Genomic DNA, 16981 nt, shown 5'->3' on the forward strand with positions numbered 1-16981 from the left:
CCGAACAGCCGGCCAGGACGGTGTGATGCGTTCCCGCAGTACGAATCTCCGTACGAAAATCGTCGCTCTGCTGGTGTCGCTCGTCGCGCTCTGGGCCTTCGCGGCATGGGTGACCATGCGGGACGGCGCCAACCTGCTCGGGGTGCAGGCGCTCAACGAGTCGGTGTCCGAGCCGAGTGAGGCGCTGGTGCTCCAGCTCCAGCGGGAACGGAAACTGTCGCTGGCCTACCTGGGGCGGCCGGACGAGCCGCGTCGGGAGGCGCTCGGGGCGGAACGGCGGCGCACGGACGAGCTGGCGTCGACGTTCCGCGAGTCGTCCACCAGCTGGCGCGCCACCGTCGCCGCCAGCGACACGCTGGAGCAGCGCCTCGACGCGGCGTACGGGCAGTTGTCCCGGCTGGGCGAGACCCGCTCCGGGGTGGACGCCCGCAGCGTCGACCGGTCGTCGACCCTCGCCGCGTACGGGCAGGTGGTCCGGTCCATCTTCGACGTCTACTCGGCCCTCGGCCTCCTCGACGACCAGCAGGTCGGCGAGGACACCACCGCCCTGATCGAGCTCAACCGCGCCCGTGAGCTGCTGTCCCAGGAGGACGCCATGCTCACCGGCGCGCTCTCGGCGGGGCGGATGACCACGGTGGAGCGGTCCCAGCTCGCCCAGCTCATCGGCGCGCAGCGGTTCGCGGCCGACCTGGCGGTGAGCCGGCTGCCCGCCGCCGACCGGGAACGCTACGACGCGATGGTCGGCAGCGAGGCGTTCGAGAACCTGCGCGACCTGGAGGACGGCATCCTGGAGGGCCGGGGCGTCGACCCCCGGCTGGGCTTCGAGGCCGCCGACTGGGACGCGGCGGTGGCGCCCGCGCTGGCCCAGTGGAGCGAGGTCGTGATCGCCGGCGGCGACGACGTGGTCGAGCGGGCCACCCCGGTCGCCGTCACGGTGATCATCCGCCTGGTGCTCGCCACGGGCCTGGGCCTGCTCGCCGTCGTCGCGTCGATCATCGTGTCGATCACCACCGCCCGGGCGCTGCTGCGGCAGCTGGAGCGGCTGCGCGACGCGGCGTTCACCCTGGCCAACGACCGCCTGCCCAGCGTGGTGGAGCGGCTCGGTCACGGCGAGGACGTCGACGTCGCCCGGGAGGCCCCGCCGCTGGAGTTCGGCGACGACGAGGTCGGCCAGGTGGGCAAGGCGTTCAACGCGGTCCAGGAGACCGCGCTGCGCACCGCCGTCGAGCAGGCGGAGCTGCGCCGCAACGTCCGCGAGGTCTTCCTCAGCCTGGCCCGGCGCACGCAGGCGCTGGTGCACCGCCAGCTCACCCTGCTCGACGCGATGGAGCGCCGCGAGCAGGACGCCGAGGAGCTGGAGGACCTGTTCCGGGTCGACCACCTGGCCACCCGGATGCGGCGCAACGCCGAGAACCTGATCGTGCTCTCCGGCTCCACGCCGGGCCGGGCCTGGCGGCGCAACGTCCCGATGGTCGACGTGGTCCGTGGCGCGGTCGCCGAGGTGGAGGACTACACCCGGGTCAACGTGTTGCCGCTGGGCAACGTCTCGCTGGCGGGCCGGGCGGTCGGCGACATCATCCACCTGCTGGCCGAGCTGATCGAGAACGGCCTGTCGTTCTCGCCGCCGCACACCACGGTGGAGGTGCGCGGTCAGGCGGTGGCCAACGGGTTCGTCATTGAGATCGAGGACCGGGGCCTCGGCATGAGCGAGGAGGACCTCGCCGCCGCGAACCACCGCATCGTGGACCGCTCCGAGCTCAACCTGGCCAACGCCGCCCGACTCGGCCTGTACGTGGTCAGCCGCCTCACCGACCGGCACGGCGTGCGGGTGCGGCTGAAGGAGTCGGCGTACGGGGGCACCACCGCGGTCGTGCTGATCCCGGCGGAGCTGGTGACCGGCTCCGACGGGGACGGCGGCCCCGGGCGCACCGGCCGGACCGACCCGAGCACGCCGGTCGTGCCGGCCCGGCCGGGCCCGTCGGGCGACCGGCCGGCGGCCCGCCCGGCCACGCCGGTGGCCCTGGCGGAGGCCCCGACGGCCCCGCCCGCCGAGCCGCCCGTCGAGGACGACGGCACGCAGGGCCTGCCCACCCGCGCGCGGCCCCGCACCGTCCCGCCGGCACCGGCCGCCCCGGGCGGGGAGACCGAGCTGCCGGTACGCCCCCGGCGTCCCGCCGGGCTGTCGGCGCTGGACGCGCCGACCGTGCCGACCGGCCTGCCGATCACCGCGCCCCGGCCCGCGAGCGGTGGCGCGGCACCGGGCTCCACCGTGGAGCGGGCGGAGCCGGCCGGCCGGCCCGACGGGACCACCGCCGACGGCGAGTCCGCGCCCGAGGCCCCGGCCCCCGCCCCGGCGTCCGCGCCGGTGCAGCGGACCGGCTCCGGGCTGCCGGTGCGCGTGCGCCAGGCCAACATCGTGCCGGAGCTGCGCGAGGATCCGGCCGCGCAGCCCGACGACGAGGAGGACACGGTCCGGGTGCCGGAGCAGGTCCTCAAGATGATGAGTTCCTACCAGCGCGGCACCCGACGGGGCCGCACCGACGCGGCCCGCCTGCTCGGTGGGGCCGGCGGCGCGGAGCCCGCCGGCGACGCCGGCGACGGGCACCCGCGACCTGAGGACGAGCACGAGGCGACCTGAGGACGGCGCGACGACCTGAGAGCGGCGCGGACGACCCGCGCCCGTGGCGGGACGGCAGGTCCCAGACGACAAACGGCGACACCAGCCGGGGGAGAAGAGGACGACGAGTGGGGCAGAAGACGGCTTCGAGCGCCGATCTGACGTGGTTGCTGGACGATCTGGTCGGCCGGGTGAAGCAGGCCGAGCACGCGGTCGCGCTCTCCACAGACGGCCTGCTCATGGCCTCGTCACAGGGCCTGAGCCGGGACGACGGGGAGCACCTCGCCGCGATGGCGGCCGGCATCCAGAGCCTGGCCCGGGGCGCGGGCAAGCGGTTCGGCGGCGGCCAGGTGCAGCAGACGATCATCGAGATGCAGTCGTCGTTCCTGTTCGTCACCGCCGCCGGCCGCAACGCGTGCCTCGCGGTGCTGGCCTCCGAGGACGCCGACGTCGGCCTCATCGCGTACGAGATGGCCATGCTGGTGACCCGGGTCGGCAAGTACGTGGCCTCCCCGACCCGGCTTCCCGAGCAGCCGGTCGGCGAGAAGTAGCCGCGATGACGGTCCCGGGGGAGTCCACGGAGGAACGGTGGGTCGACGACCATGCCGGGCCGGTGGTCCGACCGTACGCGGTGACCGGTGGCCGGGCGCGCCCGGTCACCGGCACGTTCGACCTGATCTCCCTGGTGACGGCCACCCGCTCGGAGGTGTCGCCGGAGGTCGGGCTGGGCCCGGAACACCTGGCCATCGTCGCGCTCTGCCAGCGGATCCAGTCCGTGGCGGAGGTCGCCGCCCACCTGGACCTGCCGGTGGGTACGATCCGGGTTCTGCTCGGCGACCTGATGGCGCGCGACCTCGTGCAGGTACGCGAGCCGCGGACGACTGCGGGCCTTCCCGACGACAGCATCTTCGAGGCGGTTATCAATGGACTACGGGCCCTCTGAGCGGCCGGCGGGAGCCGTGCCGCTGCCCACCGCGATCAAGATCCTGGTCGCGGGCGGCTTCGGCGTCGGCAAGACCACGATGGTCGGTGCGGTCAGCGAGACCCGGCCGTTGCGGACGGAGGAGGTGCTGACGGAGACCGGGGTCGGCATCGACGACCTGTCCGGGGTGGAGGGCAAGACGACCACCACCGTCGCGATGGACTTCGGCCGGATCACGATCAGCGACGACCTGGTGCTCTACCTGTTCGGCACCCCGGGGCAGGACCGGTTCTGGTTCGTCTGGGACGAGCTGGCGCTCGGCGCGCTCGGCGCGGTGGTGCTCGCCGACACCCGGCGGCTGGCCGACTGCTTCCCGTCGATCGACTACTTCGAGGGGCGCGGCACCCCGTTCGTGGTCGCGGTGAACTGCTTCGAGGGCGCCCGTCGCTACCGGCTCGACGAGGTGCAGGCCGCGCTCAACCTCGACCCGGGGGTGCCGGTGCTGCTCTGCGACGCGCGGCAGCGGGAGTCGAGCAAGGAGGTGCTCATCACGCTGATGGAGCACGCGCTGAAGATCCGGGAGTCCCGCCGCCGCGCCGCCGGCAACTGACCGCACGCAAGGAAGGGCCCCTTGTTAACAGACGCCTGTTAACAAGGGGCCCTTCCTTGCGCTCAGCTGGCGATCATGCGGCGCAGGACGTACTGGAGGATGCCGCCGTGGCGGTAGTAGTCCGCCTCGCCGGGGGTGTCGATGCGGACCACCGCGTCGAACTCGACGCCGGTGTCGGTGGTGACCTTCACCGTGCGCGGGGTCTCGCCGTCGTTCAGCGCGGTCACCCCGCTGATCGAGAACGTCTCCGTGCCGGTCAGGCCCAGCGACTCGGCGGTGGTGTCCACCGGGAACTGCAGCGGCAGGACGCCCATGCCGATCAGGTTCGACCGGTGGATCCGCTCGTACGACTCGGCGACGACCGCCTTCACGCCGAGCAGCATGGTGCCCTTGGCCGCCCAGTCCCGCGACGAGCCCGAACCGTATTCCTTGCCGGCCAGGATGACCAGCGGGACGCCCGCCTCCTGGTAGGCGGTGGAGGCGTCGTAGATGGTGGTCTGCTCGCCGGTCAGGTGGTTGACCGTGAAGCCGCCCTCCACGCCCGGCACGAGCTGGTTGCGCAGCCGGATGTTGGCGAAGGTGCCCCGGATCATCACCTCGTGGTTGCCCCGGCGCGAGCCGTACGAGTTGAACTCGTGGCGCGGCACGCCGTGCTCGGCCAGGTATTTCCCGGCGGGGGAGTCGGCCTTGATCGAGCCGGCCGGGGAGATGTGGTCGGTGGTGACCGAGTCGCCCAGCTTGGCCAGCACCCGCGCGCCGGCGATGTCCTGCACCGGGGCGGGCTCCTGCTGCATGCCCTCGAAGTACGGGGGCTTGCGGACGTAGGTGCTCTCGCCCTCCCAGGCGAACGTGTCGCCCGTCGGGGTCGGCAGCGACTGCCACCGCTCGTCACCGGCGAACACGTCGGCGTACGCGGCGCTGAAGCCGGTCGCGCCGATCGCCTGGGCGATGACGTCCTGGATCTCGGCGCTGTTGGGCCAGATGTCGCGCAGGTAGACGGGCTCGCCCGCGCCGTCCTCGCCGATCGGCTCGTTGGCCAGGTCGATGTCCATCGTGCCGGCCAGCGCGTACGCCACCACCAGCGGCGGGGACGCCAGGTAGTTCATCTTCACGTCCGGATTGATCCGGCCCTCGAAGTTGCGGTTGCCGGAGAGCACCGAGACGACGGCGAGGTCGCCCTCGTTCACGGCGGCGGAGACCTCCTCCGGCAGCGGGCCGGAGTTGCCGATGCAGGTGGTGCAGCCGTAGCCGACCAGGTTGAAGCCGAGCTTCTCCAGGTAGGGCGTGAGGCCGGCGCGGTCGTAGTAGTCCATGACGACCTTCGAGCCCGGCGCGAGGGTGGTCTTCACCCACGGCTTGCGGGCCAGGCCCTTGTCGACGGCGTTGCGGGCCAGCAGCGCCGCCCCGATCATCACCTGCGGGTTGGAGGTGTTGGTGCAGGAGGTGATCGCGGCGATCACCACGGCGCCGTGGTCCAGCTCGTACTCCACGCCGTCGGCGCCGGTGACGCGCACCGGGTTGCTGGCCCGGCCGCCCGCGCCCACGGCGGCGGTGACCAGGTCGCGCGGCGCGTCGGCCGAGTCGTTGACCCCGTTGGCCGGGGCGTCGCTGGCCGGGAAGGACTCGGCGGACGCCTCGTCGGCCGGGCCGGCGACGCCGAGCGGCTTCTCCTGCTGCGGCACGCCGGGCGTGCGGCCGGCGTCGCCGCCGGTGGCATCGGCGGCCACGTAGTCGGTCAGCGCCGAGCGGAACAGCGTCTTGGCGCTGCCCAGCGGCACCCGGTCCTGCGGGCGCTTCGGCCCGGCCAGGGACGGCTCGATGGTGCCCAGGTCCAGCTCCAGGCGCTCCGAGTAGTCCGGCTCGGCGGCCGGGTCGTGCCAGAGGCCCTGCTCCTTGGCGTACGCCTCGACGAGCGCCACCTGCTGCGGGTCGCGCCCGGTCAGCTCCAGGTAGCGGACGGTCTCGGCGTCGATCGGGAAGATCGCCACGGTGGAGCCGTACTCCGGCGACATGTTGCCGATGGTGGCCCGGTTGGCCAGCGGCACGGCGCTCACGCCGGGGCCGTAGAACTCGACGAACTTGCCGACGACGCCGTGCTTGCGCAGCATCTCGGTGATGGTGAGCACCAGGTCGGTGGCGGTGGTGCCGGCGGGCATCTCGCCGTGCAGCTTGAAGCCGACGACCCGGGGGATCAGCATGCTGACCGGCTGGCCGAGCATCGCGGCCTCGGCCTCGATGCCGCCGACGCCCCAGCCCAGCACGCCCAGGCCGTTGACCATCGTGGTGTGCGAGTCGGTGCCGACCACGGTGTCCGGGTACGCCTGGCCGCCGCGCTCCATGATCGTGCGGGCCAGGTACTCGATGTTGACCTGGTGCACGATGCCGGTGCCCGGCGGGACGACCTTGAACTCGTTGAACGCGGTCTGGCCCCAGCGCAGGAACTGGTAGCGCTCCTTGTTGCGCTCGTACTCCAGCTCGACGTTGCGCTCGAAGGCGTCCGCACGGCCGAACAGGTCGGCGATGACGGAGTGGTCGATGACCAGCTCGGCGGGCGCGAGGGGGTTGACCTTGGTGGCGTCGCCGCCGAGTTCGCGGACCGCCTCGCGCATGGTGGCCAGGTCGACCACGCAGGGTACGCCCGTGAAGTCCTGCATCAGCACCCGCGCCGGGGTGAACTGGATCTCCACGCTCGGGTCGGCGGTCGCGTCCCAGCCGCCGAGCTGGCGGATGTGGTCGGCGGTGATGTTCGCGCCGTCCTCGGTCCGCAGCAGGTTCTCCAGCAGGATCTTCAGGCTGTAGGGGAGCCGTTCGTGCCCCTCCACCTTGCTGATCTTGAAAATCTCGTAGCTCGCGTCTCCGACGCGTAGCTGGGTCTTCGCACCGAAGGTGTCGAGGCTCGCCACGTCGTACTCCTTCACACCAGCGACCGTGAGTAGTCCTGAGCAGTCTGTCGCACCGGCCGGGGCGACGCCCCGGTTAGGTGACACTTACCGCGATTCCCGTTTCAACAAAACCGTACGTCCGTCTTGCTAGTCGCGCAACCTGACGCCAGGCTTCGGGACGGGCCCGCGAGCGCCCGCCCGGGTGGCCCGGCGGCGAGGGGCCGCCCCGTCCCGGCGGCCCGGGTAGGGTTCGAGGCCGGACCTGAAGGGATGCTCCGTGGTCGACGTACAGCACTGGCTGACCGCGCTGCCCCCGGTCGCGGTCTATCTGATCGTCGCCGGGGTGATCGGCGTGGAGAGCATGGGCGTCCCGCTGCCCGGCGAGATCGTCCTGGTCAGCTCCGCCCTGCTCGCCGCCACCGGCGTCGTGCAACCCGAGTGGGTGGCCGCCGCCGCGGCGTTCGGCGCGATCGTCGGCGACTCCATCGGGTACGCGGTCGGCCGCCGGGGCGGGCGGCCCCTGCTCGCCCGGCTGGGCCGGCGCTTCCCGAAACACCTCGGCCCCGCCCAGCTCGCCCGCGCCGAGCAGAGCTTCGCCCGGCACGGCGTGTGGGCCGTCTTCTTCGGCCGGTTCGTGGCGCTGCTGCGCATCCTCGCCGGCCCCCTGGCCGGCGCGCTGCACGTGCCGTACCGGCGGTTCCTGCTGGCCAACGCGGCCGGCGGCCTGGTCTGGGCCTTCGGCACCACCTACCTGCTCTACAGCGTCGGCCGGGCCGCCGAGCACTGGCTCAAGGACATCTCCTGGGCCGGGCTGGTCCTCGCCGTCCTCGCCGGCCTGGGCAGCACCTGGTGGCTGCGGCGGCGGGCCCGCCGCCTGGAGCAGGCGGACACGTCCGGCGAGGCCGAGCCCGTCGGCGCGACCGCCGGCGACCGCTGACCCGGCGGTGGCCGGTCACCTGCCCAGCAGGGGCGCGGCCACGCCTCACCGGCGCAGCAGCGGCGCGACCACGTCGATCCGGTTGGTCCACACCCCGCCCGTCCAGCCAGTCGGGATCGCGTCGACGTCGCCCGGGTCGTCGAAGCCCTCCGAGAACTCGCCCGACCCGTTCACCACGATCACCCGCGTGTCCGCCTCCCGCATCCGGGCCACGAACCGGTTCGGCCAGCCCCACATCAGCCGCCCGTAACGCTGCGGCAGGTGCAACTGCCGGTGGCGGCAGGCGTCCGGGACGTGCCCCGTCCAGCCGACCGCCAGGTACGCCACCATGCAGTCCTTCATGATCTTCTTCGAGGTGACCCGGACGTCGGGCAGCCGGGCGGCGAACGCGGCCACCGCCACGTCGCCCCCGTACACGGTGAGGGTGTCGCGCCGCTGCTGCGGCAGGGTCGCCAGGAGATCGGCCAGCGCCTCGCCCTCGGCGGCCCCCTCGACCTTCAGGTGGATCAACAGCTCCCGGTCGGGAAACTCGGCCAGCACCTCCTCGACCGTCGGGAGCAGCCCGACCCCCATGCCCCGGAACGGGAACGTCCGTCCGCCGTCGCTGGTGTAGCCGTAGCCGAGGTCGAGCCCGCGCAGCTCGGCGAGGGTGTGCTCGCGCACCGTCCCCGTGCCGTCGGTGCGGCACTGCAACGTCGCGTCGTGGAAGACCGCCAGGCGGCCGTCGCGGGTGACCTGCACGTCGAACTCCACCAGGTCGGCGTCCGCCGCGAACGCCGCCCGCATCGACGCGAGCGTGTTCTCCAGGTACGGATGCTGCGGCGGGTGGATGCGCTCGGCGGTGCAGGTGTCGTTGGTGACGCCAGCCAGGTCGTACGTCTGGGCCAGCCCCCGGTGCGCCAGCAGGAACGGCCCGCCCGGTGGCGTCCCGGCCAGTGTGGAGCTGTTGCCGACGTACAGGCCGGCGGCGGCGAGCAGCACGACGGCCAGCGCGACCTCGAGCCGACGTCGCCACCGCCGGCCCCGCCCCGGCCGCTCGCCCCCGGGCGCGCTGTCACTTGCGGTAGATCCCGTTCCCCGTTCGGTCACCGAGGCAGCCTGCCAGCGGGCACCGGCCACCGGCAAGCGGCGCAGGCCGAGGCGCCGTCGCTTCTGGCCAGGGGCCACCGCAGGCATTCAAGGGGCTCCACCGGTCGGCCGCCCCGATCGTCAATCCGCCGTCAACCGGCGGGGTCACCTCGTGCCCCGGTTGTGACGGGGAGAGGAGTGGACTGGCTGCACAACTCGCTTGAAGAGGTGACGACAGGTGCCTAGATCCCGATACGCTGCGGTGCTGGCTCTCGTAGTCCTGGCTGGAACCCTCACCTTCGCCCCTGCGGCGCGGGCCAACGGAAACTTCGTCTTCTTTCCCACCAACGACAGCTACGTGAGTGCGGGTTCGCCGAACAGCAACTTCGACAACCAGTCGGTGCTGGCGGTGGCCGCCAACCCGACCCGGATCTCCTACCTGAAGTTCGCGGTCACCGGTCTCCTCGATCCCGTCATCCACGCCCGGCTGCGCATCCACGTGTCGGCCATCCCCGACGCCGGCAGCCGCACCGGCGGCACCGTCTATCGGTCCGGGACCAGCTGGCTGGAGACGACCCTGACCTACGCAAACCGTCCCGCCCTGACCGGCGCGCCGCTCGGCACCTACGGTCAGGTGGCCGCCAACACCTGGTACGACGTCGAGGTCACCGCGGCGGTGGTCAACGGGATCGTCAGCTTCGGGATCAGCTCCGCCGACGCCAACGGCGCCTACTACGACACCCGGGAGAGCGGCTCGACCACCGCACCGCAGCTACTCGTGGAGACCGGTATTCCGGGCACCGGCGAGAACGTGCTGCTGGCGGCCGGCGACATCGCCTCCTGCGACCGGGACAACGACGAGCAGACCGCGCGGATCCTCGACCGGGAACCCGGCACGGTGGCGGCCCTCGGTGACCTGGTCTACGAGACGGGCACCCCGGCCGAGTTCACCAACTGCTACGGGCCGACGTGGGGGCGGCACAAGGCACGCACCAGACCCGCCGTCGGCAACCACGAGTACCTCACCGCCAACGCGGCCGGCTACTTCGGATACTTCGGCCCCCAGGCCGGCCCGCCGAGCCAGGGTTGGTACTCCTACGACATGCCGGCGGGCGGCTGGCACATCATCGTGCTGAACTCCAACTGCAGCAAGGTCGGCGGATGTCAGGTCGGTTCGCCCCAGGAACGCTGGCTCCGCGCCGACCTGGCCGCCAACCCGGCCCGGTGCACCCTGGCGTACTGGCACCACCCGATCTTCAGCTCCGGTGACCGGGAACGCCCGGAACTGCTCCCGCTCTTCCGGGCGCTCTACGAGGCGGACGTCGAGATCCTCCTCAGCGGCCACGCCCACCAGTACGAGCGGTTCGCCCCGCAGACCCCGAACCGGGTGGACGATCCCACGCAGGGCATCCGGAACTTCGTGGTCGGCACCGGCGGCCGTTCCCTCCAACCGGACTTCGGGACCATCGTGCCGAACAGCGAGGTCCGCAACGGCACCACCTACGGGGTGCTCAAGCTGACCCTGGTCCCCGGGATCTACCAGTGGCGTTTCCTGCCGGTGGCGAACCAGACCTTCACCGAGAGCGGCGCCGGCACCTGCCACTGACTCCACCGCGGATCACGCCAGGACCACAACAGACATGCGGTGCGACCGCCCGGTCCGCACGTCCGCGTGCTCGGTCACCGTGCCACCCCGGTCGCCTCCGCCAGCGCGAGCAGGTGCGGATCCGGCCGCTGTGCCCCGGCCAGCACGTCGGCCAGCGCGGTCCGCCCGGCGGGCCTGATCCGAACCTCGGCGGACACCAGGCGGTCCGCGTGCAGCAGCGCCGCGCCCGCCCCGGCCGCGTCGCCCGCCCGCACGTACGCGCCGGCCACGTCGACCAGGTGCGCGGCCCGATGCTCGATGGGCAGCCGCCCCCACGCCGGGCCACCGACGAACGCCTCGTGGAGGTCGACCGCGCGCCGGCCGTCCCCGAGCAGAACGGCGGCGGCGACCCGGGCGGCGTCGACCGCCGCCCGCTCCGGCCCGTCCGGCTCGGTGACCGCCGTGGCGTCGTCGAGCATCTCCTCCACCGTCGACCGGTCACCCGCCCCGGCGGCGGCCAGCGCGGCCTGGAGCAGCGCCGCCGCGCACGCCGCCCGTTCGGCGGCCGTGCCCCCGCCCGGCTCCAGCGGGGCGACCTGATGGGCAGCGACCACGGCCAGCTCGAACGCGGCCTGCGGCCGACCGCTGGCCCGCAGGGCCTGACCGAGCGGCACGACGGCGACCGCCGCCAGCACCGGATCGTCGCCCGCGGCGGCCAGCGCCCGGTCGGCAGCCAACCACGCCAGCTCCGCAGCGTCGAACTTCACCAGCACGAATGCGACGAGCCGGTACGCCCAGACGAGCTGCTCACCCTGCCCGCCCGGGAGCCGGTGGCCGTCGACGAGCAGCGCGGGGGCCAGCCGCAGCAGATCGGCGTACCGGCCGTGTCCATAGGTGGCACCGGCGTGCGCCACCCGGGTCCGGTAGACGACCGGATCGGTCGGGGCGGCCGGCGCGCTCAGCAGGCCGGGATGGCGGGTGAGCGCGGCCCGGACCACCTCGATGCCGTCGGCGGCCGGCTCACGCTCGGGCCCGACGGCCTCGTCGCGGGCGATCAGCACGTCCGGGTCGATACGCAGCACAGCGGCGACCTCCCGCAGGGTCGACACCTTGTCCAGGGCGCGGACGCCCCGCTCGACCTTGTCCACCCACGACTTCGACCTGCCCAGCCGGTCGGCGAACACCTGCTGCGACATGTTCCGCCGCCTCCGCCAGTACGCCACCCGGCGACCCACCGGCAGCTCACCCACCCTGCACCAGCCGAGCCACGATGCGCGCCGAGTTGGCGTTCGCCCATGGCCAGCACCGTTTCGGGGTACGGCAGACCGGGCACCGGCCGTCGCGCTGCCGGTGGGCGTCCAGGTCCCGCTGCCACCACGTCGCTTCCCGGTCGCTGACAGCCTGACTCACCGGTCGGCCCTGCCGTGGGTGGCCTCGGGATCGAGAGCTACGGTCGGGAGGATCTCGGTCGGTTGGCAGTGCTGCGGGGTGGCGCGCGCCGCCTGGGCGTCGGCGAGGATCTGCCGACGGGCAGCCGCCTGCTCGGCCACCTGGATTGCCTGCCCGGTGCCGGGCGGCGGGGGCGGCTCGGGCCGCCGCAGCGCCCACCTGGTGATGGCCCGGACTTCGGTGCAGACCCTGGACCAGGCTGCCACGTCGCCTCCCTCTGCTCGCGGAGTGGGATGGGCGGCGACGGCGGTTCGTATACATTGTGCGGGATACGGGAAGGGCCGCCGCCACCCAGGAGAATCCTGCGGTGACAGAGCGCATCCGTGGCGACGGCAGGTGTCCGCGACACGTCCGGAACGGATGGCGGACACGTCAGCCAGTGGCGACCGCCAGCGCCTGCCGGTACTCCTGCGTCCACTCCGCGCGTGCCTGGTCGGCGGGCAGGCCAGCCAGGCCCGCACGCAGGTTGTCCGCACCCGCCACGACGTCGCCGAGCGCGAGGTAGGCCAGCCCAAGGCCCATCCGGGAGAACGTCGGCGTCAGCCAGTACGCGAGGGCCGGTGCCTGCTGCGACTCCGCAACCGTGGTCAGGTCGCTCGCCTCGGCGAGTAGCCGCCCGGCGGCGGTCCGGTCGCCGAGCAGGGCGTACCCGTGGGCGGCCTGCACCGCGTCGCCGACGCGCTGCAGGGCTGTCGCGCCCGGGGTGTGGTAGGCGGCGATGAAGTGCCGCACGATGCCCCGCGCGTTGCCGCGCTGGCGCTCCAGGTAGCCGCGGAAGTTCTCGACCTGGGCTGCGAGCGGCCCGCTGTCGACCGCGTCGGCCTGGGCAGCGGCCTCGGTCAGGACCCGCACGGCCTCGGCGTCGTTGCGCGCCTCGGCATACAGCCACCCGACGAACTGCGTCCACTCGGCAACCACGTAGTGCAGTTCGGTGGCGTGCGACCCGGCGGCATGTCGGGCGAGCTGTTGCGCGGTGTGCCAGTGCGCGAGGACTGCGGGCAGCGTCACCGGGGCCGGCAGCACGTCGTCGAGACGCCGCTGCGCGGCCAGCACATCGGCGAGCAGTCGCACGCTGGTGCCGTCGAGCCTGGTCGGTTCCGCGCTCACGTACGCGAGTCGCTCGTCGTCGTCGGGTGTGGTGACGGTCGGCAGGGCGGTAACCATGGCGGCGAGGGAGCCGCCAGCGTGCAGAAGTTCGTCGAGCTGGTGGGCGACGTCGAGGGTGGGACGGGTGCGCCCCGATTCGAGGTCGTGCAGGTAGCTCTTGCCGTAGAAGGCGCGCCGGGCCAGGTCCCGCAGCGACATGCCATGAGCGCGGCGCAGGCGGCCCAGCTCGGCGGGGAAGCGAGGGTCTACGACGGTACGAATGCGAGCAGGCATCGGGGCTCCCAGGTAGCGGTCTGGGCGGCGGGCTGCCCACCGCTAACACCGGCGGCCCACCTTCTGCAACGGTACGCCCCCGTACGGTCACCCTGCTCGATGCGGTGAGACGGGCGTGACATGGGCCGTGGGCGCACCGCTACCGGGAGACCGATCGGATTGCAGGAGCGCCGCTAACGCCCGCTGTCGGTGTAGATCCCCTGCACGACTTCGCTGATTCGGGGGGCGATGTCGGCCGGGTGAATCGCTGATGAGGGTAGGGCTGCGTTCAGGTCGGCCCACAACCGGTCCTGGCCGTACCCGCCGGGCAGGCGCAGGAACCATCGGTACCCCGCCGGCCGGGCTGGAGCGCCGCAGTCGTGCAGGTAGTCGTTGATGTCGGCGTCGATGTCGACCTGCTCCTCATGGGTGCGCGGGCGGCTGTACTGCTTATCGCCGGCCGGGCTGCTGCAGGACACGCGCGTGGTGTGCGCCTCAACCTGATCGGGGACGCGGATGAGCCTGGCTGGGCCCGCGTACCAGCCGATCAGGGCCCCCCAGCCGTTCTCCGTTAGTTCGACGTACTCGTCGCCTGTAAGGGGCGTGGGTGACAGCGGCACGTCGTCCCAACGGCCCGCGTCCGAGCGGCTGTTCATGATCACCTCTCGACACGAGGGCTGGGCCCGCCGACGTGGCGAACCTCAGCCCAGTGTGCTCCTGAGGACCGCGAGGGGTGCGGGAAACACGCAGTTCACGTCGTTGCGTGGTCACGGTTACGAAGTAGTCGTTGGCGTCCATCGGCTTGTTGCCGTAGGCGGCGTCGCTATCCCATCGCGGGGTCGATGGGCTGATCACCGGCGACCTCGGGATGCAAGCCGGGACGGCCCGGCCAAGGTCGTGCTCGATCGTGGATCCAGTGGCCTCCCATTCCGGGCGTTGCCACTCTTTCCCTGATCGAGCGTGACCTTGTTCCGCCGGCCTGCGGGCCCGCCGGTCAGGCCGGCCCGCCGGTCAGGCCGGCCCGCCGGTCAGGCCGGGCTGTCGGTCAGGCCGGGCTGTCGGGTGGCGGGGTGCCGACCGCGCCGGTGGCCGTGGCCTCCGCGTGCCGGTCGCGCAGCCGGGCCCGGATCTCCTCCGGGGTGTACGCCCGCCGCCGCCGCTCGGCGCGGGCCACGACCACGCCGGTCGCGGCGACACCCGCGAGACCGGCCAGCCCGAGCCACTTCCACCACTGCATCCGTTGCCGCATGCGCCTAGGGTAGACCTCCATGAGCGAGCAGATCGTCGGCGGCGACGGGGTGACGGCATGAGCATCGGCCTGGACGAGGCCGTGGAGCTGACCCGCACCGGTGACGTGTGGGTGTTCCGGGGTCGCAGCGTGCCCGACCGCGCCATCCAGCTCACCACCAACAGCCCGGTCAACCACGTGGGCATGGCGGTGGTCCTGGACGACCTGCCGCCGCTGATGTGGCACGCCGAGCTGGGCCGGTCGCTGCGGGACATGTGGACCGGCACCCACCATCGCGGCGTGCAGTTGCACGACCTGCGGGACGCGGTCTGCGTCTGGGCCAACCGGTACGGCCAGCGGGCCTGGCTGCGCCAGCTCGAACCGCCGGCCGACGCGACGATGGAGCAGGCGGTGCTGCGCACCGTCGCCCGCCTCGACGGCACGCCGTTCCCGTCGACCGCCCAGCTCGCCTGGCGGTGGGCGCGGGGCCGGGTGCCGCAGGTGCGGCTGCCGCTGCCGCTGCCCGGCCGGCGCGACCGGGCGGCCGACCTGTCGGAGCAGCGGGGAGCCGACCAGGCGCAGCGGGCAGTCGACCAGCCGGACCGGGGAGCCGCGCAGGCGGAGCGGGCGGGCGGGGTCGCGGTGCGGGACCGGGCGCTGGAGACGGCATACTGCGCCGAGGTCGTCGCGGTGACGTACGAGGCGATGGGCCTGCTGCCGGCGGGCCGCCGGCCGAACTGGTACGACCCGGGCCGGTTCTGGAGCGGCGACGACCTGGGGCTGACCGGTGGGGCGCAGCTCGGTGCCGAGATCGAGGTGCGGATCCCGCCACGGTGAGCGGTCGGGGCGGCGCGCTGCGGGGTGCCGCCGCCGACGGGGTTTGTCGGGGCGGACGCCCGGCAACTGAGAGTCCTCGTGACAGCATCCACCGATCTCGACGCGCTGACCGACTTCTTCAACCGGTACGGCGTGGCCCTGACCACCGGCGACGTGGCGGCCGTGGCCGCCTGCTACGCCCTGCCGGGACTGGTCGTCGCCGACACCTACAGTTTCTCGTTCGCGTCCCCGGCGGCGGTGGCGCTGTCGTTCGTCGGCGCGGCCCCGGACTACCGGGAGCGTGAGCTGGTGGCGGCGCACGCCGTGATCGGGGACGTGCAGCCGGTGTCGGCGCTGCTGACCGAGGTCGCCGTCGAGTGGGAGTTCCTGGACGGCCGGGGCCGGCGCGTTCCGGGCGAGCGGTACCGTTACCTGCTGCGGAGTACCGACGACGGCCCGGCCATCTGTACGGTGATCCGCACCGCCTGACCGCGTCGCGGCGACCTTCGGGGGCCCGCGGCATCGCCGGAACCGGGCTCACTGGACTGTTAGGACGGTTCAGTGGGCTCCGGCCCTTTCCGACATTGCCGATGATCGCTACGCTCTCCCGGCGGGACCGATGAGGGAGGGACATGTCGGGCACACGTCGCGCGCAACCCACCCCCGGGACCAACGCCGCCATCGCCAGTTCGCCCTGGATCGTGGTCTCGGTCGGGGTGGTGGTGATGGTGGTGCTGCTGTTCGTGGCGCTCGGCACGTACCGCAGCCGGGGTCCCGTCGGTGAGGCGTTCCCGGCTCCCGAGTGGACGATGCCGCTGCCGACGCTGCCGCCGACGGTGAGCCGGTCGGTGACCGAGCCGCCCGCGCCGGTGGTGCCGGGCCTCTCCCCGCGCTCGACCCTGTCGCCCAGCGGGGCGCAGCCCGCCGGGCACGCCGTGGCGACCACCCCGGTCGGCGGGGGCGGCGTCGCGCCGTTGCCGGCGGAGCCGGCCGCGCCGCCGGCCGCCCCGCCCGCGCCCGAACCCGAGCCGCCGGCCCCGACCACCCCGGCCAGGCCGCCCGCGTCGCCGTCGGTCAGCGGCGCGTACCGGGTGATGAACTCCTACGACGGGGCGTTCATCGGCGAGGTCCTGGTGCGCAACGCGTCCCGGTCCGCGCAGGACTGGACGGTCCGGATGACCTTCCCCGGCGCCCACCTGGTGACCGCGTGGATCGAGGGCGCGCCGCAGGGCCGGATCAGCCGCTCGGGCGACACCTGGACCTTCACCAGCGGCGTCGACCTGGGTGCGGGCGCGTCGGTGCCGCTGCGGTTCCACTTCGACCAGACGCGGGCCACCCGGCCGACGACCTGCACCGTCGACGGGGCCGGCTGCTCCGGCCTGCGCTGACGGCCCGCTCCGTCGCCACCGGCCGTGGCCGGCTCCTTCCTGCGCCGTAGGCACGCGTCTGCCGTCCCCGGGGGCGGGCGGGCACGCCGTCGTCCGCAGGCGCTTGCAAGATGACTGCTT

16 protein-coding genes are annotated in these 16981 nt (G+C 73.2%); 9 read left to right on the top strand and 7 right to left on the bottom strand.

The features are described from left to right. The first annotated feature begins 25 nt into the window (after nucleotides 1–25). The 4 genes from HDA31_RS08140 to HDA31_RS08155 all read left to right on the top strand — a co-directional run bounded on the left by HDA31_RS08140 (nucleotide 26) and on the right by HDA31_RS08155 (nucleotide 4149). Nucleotides 26–2638, top strand: a complete 2613-nt coding sequence (locus HDA31_RS08140; RefSeq protein ID WP_178065740.1) for a sensor histidine kinase — start codon at nucleotides 26–28, stop codon at nucleotides 2636–2638. Nucleotides 2639–2745: 107 nt separating this feature from the next. Further along, nucleotides 2746–3168: a roadblock/LC7 domain-containing protein gene (locus HDA31_RS08145; protein WP_007072006.1), complete on the top strand. Its 423-nt coding sequence runs from the start codon at nucleotides 2746–2748 to the stop codon at nucleotides 3166–3168. A 5-nt stretch (nucleotides 3169–3173) separates the two neighbouring features. Further along, nucleotides 3174–3560, top strand: a complete 387-nt coding sequence (locus HDA31_RS08150) for a DUF742 domain-containing protein (protein ID WP_043967572.1) — start codon at nucleotides 3174–3176, stop codon at nucleotides 3558–3560. Beyond that, entirely contained in the window at nucleotides 3541–4149 is a 609-nt protein-coding gene (locus HDA31_RS08155; protein ID WP_074474310.1) for a GTP-binding protein, read from the top strand. Before HDA31_RS08150 ends, HDA31_RS08155 begins: the two co-directional genes overlap by 20 nt. A 62-nt stretch (nucleotides 4150–4211) precedes the next feature. Here the strand turns inward: HDA31_RS08155 and HDA31_RS08160 are convergent, their stop codons facing one another. After that, entirely contained in the window at nucleotides 4212–7067 is a 2856-nt protein-coding gene (locus tag HDA31_RS08160) for an aconitate hydratase (protein WP_178065739.1), read from the bottom strand. A 241-nt stretch (nucleotides 7068–7308) separates the two neighbouring features. On the opposite strand from HDA31_RS08160, the gene HDA31_RS08165 reads away from it, so the two are divergent. Further along, on the top strand, nucleotides 7309–7968 hold the full coding sequence (locus HDA31_RS08165) for a DedA family protein (protein WP_178065738.1): 660 nt from the start codon (nucleotides 7309–7311) through the stop codon (nucleotides 7966–7968). A gap of 45 nt (nucleotides 7969–8013) precedes the next feature. Here the strand turns inward: HDA31_RS08165 and HDA31_RS08170 are convergent, their stop codons facing one another. Continuing rightward, nucleotides 8014–9057, bottom strand: coding sequence for a glycerophosphodiester phosphodiesterase family protein (locus HDA31_RS08170; protein WP_246384016.1), 1044 nt, complete (start codon nucleotides 9055–9057; stop codon nucleotides 8014–8016). Between the two features lie 241 nt (nucleotides 9058–9298). Between HDA31_RS08170 and HDA31_RS08175 the strand changes: the two genes are divergently transcribed. Beyond that, nucleotides 9299–10642 carry a CBM96 family carbohydrate-binding protein gene (locus HDA31_RS08175; protein ID WP_178065736.1) on the top strand — a complete coding sequence of 448 codons (1344 nt, stop codon included), beginning with the start codon at nucleotides 9299–9301 and terminating at the stop codon, nucleotides 10640–10642. 74 nt (nucleotides 10643–10716) lie between these two features. Here HDA31_RS08175 and HDA31_RS08180 read toward each other — a convergent pair whose 3' ends face one another. The 5 genes from HDA31_RS08180 to HDA31_RS08200 all read right to left on the bottom strand — a co-directional run bounded on the left by HDA31_RS08180 (nucleotide 10717) and on the right by HDA31_RS08200 (nucleotide 14678). Next, a complete protein-coding gene (locus HDA31_RS08180) occupies nucleotides 10717–11871 on the bottom strand; it encodes a helix-turn-helix domain-containing protein (RefSeq protein ID WP_311774346.1) in 1155 nt (384 codons plus the stop codon). Nucleotides 11872–12027: 156 nt separating this feature from the next. After that, a complete protein-coding gene (locus HDA31_RS08185) occupies nucleotides 12028–12276 on the bottom strand; it encodes a hypothetical protein (RefSeq protein WP_178065735.1) in 249 nt (82 codons plus the stop codon). Nucleotides 12277–12442: 166 nt separating this feature from the next. Further along, the gene (locus tag HDA31_RS08190; RefSeq protein ID WP_178065734.1) at nucleotides 12443–13450 is read right to left on the bottom strand and encodes a helix-turn-helix domain-containing protein; all 1008 of its coding nucleotides are present in this window, start codon (nucleotides 13448–13450) and stop codon (nucleotides 12443–12445) included. A gap of 173 nt (nucleotides 13451–13623) precedes the next feature. Beyond that, nucleotides 13624–14085 (bottom strand): DUF5956 family protein, encoded by a 462-nt coding sequence (locus HDA31_RS08195; RefSeq protein WP_178065733.1) that lies wholly within the window; start codon nucleotides 14083–14085, stop codon nucleotides 13624–13626. A gap of 389 nt (nucleotides 14086–14474) precedes the next feature. Then, nucleotides 14475–14678 (bottom strand): hypothetical protein, encoded by a 204-nt coding sequence (locus HDA31_RS08200; protein ID WP_246384015.1) that lies wholly within the window; start codon nucleotides 14676–14678, stop codon nucleotides 14475–14477. 57 nt (nucleotides 14679–14735) lie between these two features. On the opposite strand from HDA31_RS08200, the gene HDA31_RS08205 reads away from it, so the two are divergent. The 3 genes from HDA31_RS08205 to HDA31_RS08215 all read left to right on the top strand — a co-directional run bounded on the left by HDA31_RS08205 (nucleotide 14736) and on the right by HDA31_RS08215 (nucleotide 16861). After that, nucleotides 14736–15494: a hypothetical protein gene (locus tag HDA31_RS08205; protein WP_178065732.1), complete on the top strand. Its 759-nt coding sequence runs from the start codon at nucleotides 14736–14738 to the stop codon at nucleotides 15492–15494. 78 nt (nucleotides 15495–15572) lie between these two features. Next, entirely contained in the window at nucleotides 15573–15962 is a 390-nt protein-coding gene (locus HDA31_RS08210) for a DUF6841 family protein (protein WP_178065731.1), read from the top strand. A gap of 143 nt (nucleotides 15963–16105) precedes the next feature. Further along, a complete protein-coding gene (locus HDA31_RS08215) occupies nucleotides 16106–16861 on the top strand; it encodes a cellulose binding domain-containing protein (protein WP_178065730.1) in 756 nt (251 codons plus the stop codon). Nucleotides 16862–16981: the final 120 nt, after the last annotated feature.

The sequence above is a fragment of the Micromonospora carbonacea genome, assembly GCF_014205165.1.
Taxonomy (GTDB): domain Bacteria; phylum Actinomycetota; class Actinomycetes; order Mycobacteriales; family Micromonosporaceae; genus Micromonospora; species Micromonospora carbonacea.

Excerpts from the sequence above, each read along its gene's own strand:
- HDA31_RS08140 (WP_178065740.1), top strand. The coding sequence starts at position 26 with ATGCGTTCCCGCAGTACGAATCTCCGTACGAAAATCGTCGCTCTGCTG.
- HDA31_RS08150 (WP_043967572.1), top strand. The coding sequence starts at position 3,174 with ATGACGGTCCCGGGGGAGTCCACGGAGGAACGGTGGGTCGACGACCAT.
- HDA31_RS08155 (WP_074474310.1), top strand. The coding sequence starts at position 3,541 with ATGGACTACGGGCCCTCTGAGCGGCCGGCGGGAGCCGTGCCGCTGCCC.
- HDA31_RS08190 (WP_178065734.1), bottom strand. The coding sequence starts at position 13,450 with ATGCCTGCTCGCATTCGTACCGTCGTAGACCCTCGCTTCCCCGCCGAG.
- HDA31_RS08195 (WP_178065733.1), bottom strand. The coding sequence starts at position 14,085 with ATGAACAGCCGCTCGGACGCGGGCCGTTGGGACGACGTGCCGCTGTCA.
- HDA31_RS08200 (WP_246384015.1), bottom strand. The coding sequence starts at position 14,678 with ATGCGGCAACGGATGCAGTGGTGGAAGTGGCTCGGGCTGGCCGGTCTC.
- HDA31_RS08205 (WP_178065732.1), top strand. The coding sequence starts at position 14,736 with ATGAGCATCGGCCTGGACGAGGCCGTGGAGCTGACCCGCACCGGTGAC.
- HDA31_RS08215 (WP_178065730.1), top strand. The coding sequence starts at position 16,106 with ATGTCGGGCACACGTCGCGCGCAACCCACCCCCGGGACCAACGCCGCC.